The 7,297-nt window shown below is 71.4% G+C and carries 5 protein-coding genes; 2 read left to right on the plus strand and 3 right to left on the minus strand.

What is annotated here, in order from left to right:
• Positions 1–28: 28 nt before the first annotated feature.
• From D7X32_RS20420 to D7X32_RS20430, 3 genes are all read right to left on the minus strand, one after another.
• Positions 29–2,170, minus strand: a complete 2,142-nt coding sequence (locus D7X32_RS20420; RefSeq protein ID WP_120604239.1) for a beta-propeller domain-containing protein — start codon at positions 2,168–2,170, stop codon at positions 29–31.
• 125 nt (positions 2,171–2,295) lie between these two features.
• A complete protein-coding gene (locus tag D7X32_RS20425) occupies positions 2,296–3,468 on the minus strand; it encodes a TIGR02266 family protein (RefSeq protein WP_120604240.1) in 1,173 nt (390 codons plus the stop codon).
• Between the two features lie 93 nt (positions 3,469–3,561).
• Complete coding sequence (locus tag D7X32_RS20430) at positions 3,562–5,388, minus strand: Hsp70 family protein (protein ID WP_120604245.1); 1,827 nt, start codon at positions 5,386–5,388, stop codon at positions 3,562–3,564.
• Positions 5,389–5,633: 245 nt separating this feature from the next.
• Here D7X32_RS20430 and atpH point away from each other — a divergent pair, with 245 nt between their 5' ends.
• Positions 5,634–6,176: an ATP synthase F1 subunit delta gene (atpH, locus tag D7X32_RS20435; RefSeq protein WP_120604241.1), complete on the plus strand. Its 543-nt coding sequence runs from the start codon at positions 5,634–5,636 to the stop codon at positions 6,174–6,176.
• A gap of 160 nt (positions 6,177–6,336) precedes the next feature.
• On the plus strand, positions 6,337–7,297 hold a 961-nt coding region (locus D7X32_RS20440), incomplete at its 3' end, for a PAS domain-containing protein (RefSeq protein WP_147450197.1).

Consider the following 7,297-nt stretch of genomic DNA (forward strand, 5'->3'; position numbering starts at 1 on the left):
TCTTCCGCCTGACCGCCCTCCCGCCCTGTCAGGGCAGGCTGACGGGGAACGGCACCGTGACGAGCGGCGTCTGGAGGCTGGTCACCTTCGACACGCGCAGGCCCGCGTCGCTGATGGCGTAGACGTAGTCATCCGCCATCACGCTGCGGCGCACGTCCGACGTGTAGTAGTAGCTCCACTGCGGATACCCGGAGGTCTTGAACAGGTCCGACATGGGCACCGCGCCCACCGGGGAGATGCCCGCCGTCAGGTCCACGCGGAACACGCGCAGCTCCGTGCGGAAGCTGGACCAGTAGTCCTCGTAGGACGAATAGGACCGCGTGTAATCCGTGAACGGGATGGCCACCAGCCCCTTGGCCGCGAAGTAGTTGAAGGCCTTGTGCTCGTAGAGGGCCTCGCTCCAGCCGTAGGCCTCGCCCACCAGCTGCGTGGAGACCTCCTTCGGGTTCGCCAGGTCGCCGACGTCGAAGAGGGACAGCTTCAGCTGGCTCGTGCCGCAGCAGCCGCCGTTCGGCTCCGTGTGGATGCCCAGCGTCAGCAGGTGGTGGTCGCCCACCGGGTGCATGTACGTGGAGAAGCCGGGCACCTTCAGCTCGCCCACCTTGCGCGGGTGCGCGGGGTCGCTCAGGTCGAAGGTGAAGAGCGGATCCACCTGGAGGAAGGTGACGACGTAGCCGCGCGGGCCCGCGAAGCGCGCGCTGAAGATGCGCTCGCCTTCCGCCAGGTCCTCGCTGCGGCCCAGCTCCGCCATGTACCCGTTCTTCACGCCCAGCGTCGTCACGCGGCTGGCCGTCGTGGTGCGGCCCCACCACCAGTCCTCGTGGTCCGGCTCCGGGATGCGCGTCGTCACCGTGGTGGCCAGGCGCAGCACGCCTTCGTACTCATCCAGCGCGAACTGGTTGATGGGCGTGCCCTCCACCGTGCCGGAGCCCACGTACACCGCGCGGCCCGGCTGACGCAGGTCGAACTTGTGCAGGTAGGTGAAGTCCTTCTGCCCGGGCTGCGGCCACCACCAGTAATGCGAGTGCGCCAGGTACAACGACTCCTTGGACGCGTACACCGTGCCCGGCTCCGCCACCAGGCTGGTGCGCCCCGGCGCCGCGGTGCGCGCGTCCAGGTCCACCGAGGCCACCGTCACGAAGCCCAGCGCGGACGGCGCGTTGCTCCGGTAGAAGTCACCACAGGACGTGGGCAGCGACGTCGTCACGCCCTGCGCGTCCACGTGCCGGCCCTCGGGCAGCCACTTGTCCAGCGTGTTCGCGCGGATGCTCTTCTCGTTGCTTTCGATGAGCGCGTCGATGGTCTTGGTGAGCTTGTCCTCGTCCTTGTAGAGGTCCTCCGAGTAGTCCACCCAGAACTTCACGCCCTCCGGCCAGCGGAACGCATCCGCCAGCACCAGCCGCACGCTGCTGTCCACGCGGCGCGCCTGGTTGAAGAGGCCGGGCAGGTAGAGCTGATCCACCACCGTGGGGTGCGCCACGTCCGACACGTCCACCGTGGTCACCTTGGTGCTGTCGGCGTTGTAGTAGCCACAGCCGAAGCCGTAGCAGGCGATGTCCGCCACGGGGACCATTCCGCCGTTCGCGCCCGAGCCGGCCTTCGCCGGGGTGCCCGGCAGGGACAGCGCCACCTGCGAGATGATGACCAGCCGGTTGTGCTCGTCGAGCAGCATCTCCCGGGGCCAGCCTTCCACCTCCATCGTCGCCGCCAGCGTGAGCTGCTCCGCGGGCCACGAGCGGTGCGCGTACAGCCGGTTGCCCGACAGCACGAAGATGCGCGTGCCGTCGTTCTGCACGAAGTCCGACTCGTGCACGCCCTCCACCTGGTTGTTGGTGCCGGTGGAGTCATTGGGCGCCTGGCTGCCGCCGCCCGACGTCACGTCGCCGCCCGCCGCGTCCTCCGCGGGCATGGGCCCGAAGACGACGCCCCCGCGCCCACCCCGGCCAAAGCGTTCCCAATAACCGGGCTTCTGCTGCTCCAGGCTCGCGCGCATCTGCTTCGACGCGGTGTCCTCGATGTACCGCTCCAGCCCGGCGCAGTCGTTGAAGGTCTCCAGCTTCAGCGACTGCTGCACGGGTTCGTTGCCCAGCCCGTCCGGGGTCTTGCCCCCGTCACCACAGCCCACCGCCAGGAGCGTGAGCCCCACCGTTCCGAAAAGACGTAGACGCATGCGCAATCCTCCCTCGAAAGCCTCGCGGGGCGCAGCGCTTTGCCACGCGCATGCCAGGGGGGAATCCCGTGTCCACCGGCTGCGATTGCGGGGGGTTACGACGTACGCGGGGGCACCCGCCGCTCTCAGAAACCTGAGGCGCGCGCGGTGCCCGCGGTGGGAAAACCGAGGGTCTGGGGCACGAAACGCACGAAGCGCTGCTGCAGCTGCGCGTCCATGCCCTCCAGGCGCAGCCCCATGCCCGTCTGCGAGCGGAACGCGCTGCCCATCCCGGGCGGGTTGCACCACGCCACCACCGCCTGCGCCTCGCAGGGCGTGCGCTGGCCGGCCATCACCAGCCGCAGCGACAGCCGCGAGCCCTCGCGCGCGGGCGTGAGGGTGCGCACGAAGAGCCCCTGGGGGCTGGCGTCATGGCTGAAGCCGCTGAGCGTGGGGCCGCCCGGCGTGTTGAACTCCACCACGGTGAAGAAGGGCACCCGCTCCGCGGCCCTCAAGGGGACCGTGCCCGGCGACAGGCGCGCCATCACCTTCGCCAGCAGCTCGTCCGCGCCCAGCTGCCGCTTGAGCAGCAGCGGCGCGCCGCTCAGCTCCTCCGCGCGCGCCAGCACGTCCGGCGCCTCCTCCACCCGCGACATCAGGACCAGCGGCTTGCGCGGGAACTGCTCGCGAAGACGCGTGGCCAGCGACAGCGCCTCGCGCGGCAGCCGCGACACGTCCACCACGAAGCCGTCCAGCCGCTCACCCTGGGCCACGGCCTGCGTCGCCGCGTCGTCCAGGTCCTTGGCGTAGAAGACGTGCAGCCCCTCGTGCTCCAGCGCTCCGCCCAGGAAGGTGTGCAGGAAGCGGCCGCCCTCCACCAGCAGCACGCCCTTCCCCCGGGGCGGGCCCGTCCAGGCGCGCTCGCGCGACAGGCGCACCGCGGCCACCTTCGCCGCCAGCGCCTCCTGGCTCACCGGCTTGGGCAGGAAGTCGTCCGCGCCCGCGCGCCCGCAGTGCATCACCTCGTGCGGTTCGTCCGCGGCGGTGAACATCACCACCGGCACGTTGCGCCCGGCCGGGTGTGCCTTCACCAGACGGCACGCCTCGTCCCCCTGGAGCTTCTCCAGGTGCAGGTCCATCAGGATGAGCGCCGGCACCCGCTGGGCGAGCTCCGTCAGGCACGCATCCGCCCCCTCCAGCCCCACCGCGTCGCAGCCCATGCGCGACAGATGCAGCCGCATCACGTCCCGCGCCGTCCGCGAGTCATCCACCACGAAGACCAGGTCTCTCGGGCGGGGAGAAAAGCCGGGGGTCGTCATGACTCCCGGAGATAAGCGGACTCCGTGAAAGGCACCACGGACCCGGCGCCACAACGTGCGCTGGTGGACGCCTTTTCCGCGTTACGCGGGGTGTCAGCCACGGGGCTCGGCGCGGCCGGACAGCAACTTGGTGAGTTGGCGGGCAATCAAGGCGCACTGCGCGGCGTCGCCGGCGGCCAGCGCGTCCTTGCCGCCCACCAGCAGCTGCTGCACGGTGCCCACGGCCGACTCGGCCTCCGGGCTGGGGTTCTCCCGGGCGCTCTGCTGGAGCAGGCGGGCGAGCTTCTCCCCGCGCTCCAGCAGCTTGCGGAAGGTCTCCTCCGCCTTGCGCGCGTCCACCACGCCCTGCGCCTGGGCGTAGTTGGACTGCTCCTGGCCCAGCTTCTCCGCCTCGCCCTGGGGCAGGCCCGCGCGGGCCTCCAGGCGCACCAGCTCCATGTTGCCGGAGGTCAGGTCGGTGGCCTTCACCGCGAGGGTGCCTTCACCGGACAGCTCGAAGACGACCTCCAGCGGCGTCTCTCCGCGCGCGGCGACGTGCAGGTTCTTGAGGACCACCTCGCCCAGCTTGTGGTTCTCGTCCTGGAACTCGCTCTCCCCTTGGTACACGGGGATGCGCGCCTCGGCCTGGCCGGAGGTGCCCGGGAAGAAGATGTCGCGCGCCACCACCGGCACGCCCGTGTTCTTGGGGATGAGCCGCTTCACCCGGCCGCCCATCACGCCCACGCCCAGGCTCTGGCTGGCCACGTCCAGGAGCAGCGCCTGTCCGGCCTGCCGGATGAGCTCGTCCGCCTGCACCGCGGCGCCCAGCGCCACGGCCTCGTCCGGGTGCACGTCCGTGGAGGGCGCGCGGCCGAAGAAGTCCGCCACCAGCCGGCGCACCAGCGGCACGCGGGTCATGCCGCCCACCAGCAGCACCACGTCCACCGAGCGCGGATCCATCCGCGCCTCCGCCATCACGTTCTTGCAGACCTCCAGGCACCGGCGCGACAGCGGGTCCGACAGCGTCTCGAAGAAGCTGCGCGTGAGCGCGGTGTTGATCTCCGTGAAGCGCTTCACGCCCGCGGTGTGGTCGCCCAGGCCGGACACGGAGATGGTGGCCTCCTCGGAGTCGGTCAGCTCGCGCTTGGCCGCCTCCGCCGCCACCTTCAGCCGCCGCAGCGACTGCGCGTCCTTGGAGACCGCGTCCTGGAAGTCGTCCTCCACCTGCGCCAGCAGCCACTGGACGATGCGCTGGTCGAAGTCCTCGCCGCCCAGCGCGTGGTCGCCGCCGGTGGCCTTCACCTCGAAGACGCCCGCCTTCACGTCCAGGATGGACACGTCGAAGGTGCCGCCGCCCAGGTCGAACACCAGCGCGCTGCCCTCGAAGCCGCGCGACAGGCCGTACGCCAGCGCCGCCGCGGTGGGCTCGTTGACCAGCCGCACCACCTCCAACCCCGCGATGGCCGCCGCTTCCCGCGTGGCCTGGCGCTGGTTGTCGTCGAAGTTCGCGGGGACGGTGATGACGCACTTGCGCACGTCGCGTCCGAAGTGCGCCTGCGCGTCCAGGCGCAGCTCGCCCAGGATGAAGGCGGACACCTGCGTCGCGGGCAGCACGCGGCCGGACAGCTTCACGCGCACGTCGCCCGTGGGGCCGGCCACCAATGGATACGGCACCACCGCCTTCGCCTGCTGCACCAGCTCCGGCGTGTAGCGGCGTCCCAGGAAGCGCTTGGTGGCCCACACCACCGCGTCCGGGTGCTCCTCCGCCAGGGCCTGGGCCGCCTGCCCCACCAGGCGGTCGCCCGCCCGGGTGAGGCCCACCACCGAGGGCGTGAGGCGTCCTCCCGCACGCGAGGGGATGAGGCGCGGACGGCCGTCTTCCACGGTCGCGACGACGCTGTTGGTGGTGCCCAGGTCGATGCCGATGACAGGTTCTTGCATGGCGAGGGGTGGGCCCACGCTACGGGTAAGGGCCCGCTTCCGCCAAGTCCTCTTCCACCCGGCCCGTCCGCTGCCGGGCGCTGGCCTGCCTTCGGGGGCCCGTGGGCGGCCACCAGCGCACATCCGGGCGCGCTCCCCTGCCCCCTGTCTCCAGACCTCGGGGGGCGCCGGCCGGCCACGGCGATCCAGGCGCCGCGCCGGCGTCATTGCCGCCAGGAACGCCCCATGCTAAGGGCGCCAGCGTCATGGTGAACGTCTCCATCGCCCGCCGCTACGCCCGCGCCATCCTCGACGTCGCAGCGGAAGGCAACCGCACCGACGCCGTCGCCGAACAGCTCAACGCCTTCGCCGACGTCGTCGGCCAGAGCCCCGAGCTTTCGGACGTGCTGCTCAACCCCGCCTACAGCCGTGCCCAGCGCAGCAGCGTGGTGGAGGCCGTCCTCAAGGCGCTGCCCGTCACCGCGGAGCCCGCGCTGGCCAACGCGCTGCGCCTGCTGGTGGACCGCAACCGCCTGGGCTACCTGCCCGACATCGCCCGGCTCTACCGCGACATGGCGGATGCCCGCGCGGGCCGCGTCCGGGGCCAGGTCACCAGCGCCGCGCCGCTGTCGCCCGACGCCGTCACCCGCCTCCAGCAGTCGCTCCAGCAGCTCACCCAGCGCAACGTCGTGCTGGAGACCCGCGTGGACCCGGCGCTGCTCGGCGGTGTCTCCGCCCAGGTCGGCGGCACCCTCTACGACGGCACCCTGCGCACCCAGCTGGAAGAGATGCGCCGCCAGCTGAAGTAGCCGTCCCGCCTCGCCCGCAGACACCCCCGGTGCGGCCGACGTGCCGGGTTGTCCGGGTTGCCCCGTAGTCCTAGTCAAACCTGTATTTCCCGTCGGCTCTGGGAATAGGTATACTTCTCACTAACGCGGACAAGCCCGCGTTTTCCGAGACGACCCGCCCATGCCGCAGCCTGTGTTCCAACGGCTTCCCGGAGCCCTTCCGTCCCCGGGGGTTCCCGAGGAGACCCTGCCCTTCCTGGGTGCGTTGCTCAACGCGCCGGGTTGGGGGGTGGCGCTGGTGGACGGGGACTCCCGCCTCCTCTGGATGAACGACCTGCTGGCGCAGCTCTGCGGCCGGCCGTCGGCGCTCTGCGTGGGGCGCTATCTGTCGGAGGCGTGGCCGGGCCTGGCGCCGCCGCTGTCGCCGCTGCTCGCGCGGGCGCAGTCCGGTGAGCGCGTGGCGGACGAGCTGGTGTCGGGCCGCTTCGGAGAGGTGGGCACGCTGCGCCACCTCACCGTGAGCGCGATGCCGGCGTCCCCGGGGACAGGCGTGCTGCTGCTCCTCAGGGACACGTCCACGCGCCTGCGCGAGGAGGCGGCGCTGCGCGCGAGCGAGGAGCACATGCGCTCCATCGTGGAGATCTCCTGCGACGGGTACTTCTTCCACGACCGCGGTCAGTTCCTGGAGGTCAGCCCCGGCCTGGGGCGCCTCCTGGGCTATTATGAGACGGCGGAGCTGATCGGCCGGAACATCCTGGACTGCGTGGCGCCGGAGTTCCGCGCCCCTGCCCGCGACGTGATGGACCGCGGCGTGGAGGCCCCGTACGAGCTGGCCGTGCTCCACCGCGACGGCCGCCGCATCCCCGTGGAGGTCATGGGCCGGCCGGCCACCTTCCAGGGCCGCGCGGTGCGCATGGGCGCGGTGTGGGACGTGAGCATCCGCAAGGCCGCCGAGGAGCGCCTGATGCGGATGGAGCACTTCCGCGACCAGTTCCTGGACGCGGCGGGGGACGGCTTCAAGGCCCCACTCCAGTCGCTCCAGTGTGACGTGCTCGCCCTCCAGCACGCTCCGTCGATGCCGGAAGGCCTGACGGAGCGTGCTGGAGGGCGAGCACGTCACACTGGAGCGACTGGAGTGGGGC

Source organism: Corallococcus carmarthensis (assembly GCF_003611695.1).
GTDB lineage: Bacteria > Myxococcota > Myxococcia > Myxococcales > Myxococcaceae > Corallococcus > Corallococcus carmarthensis.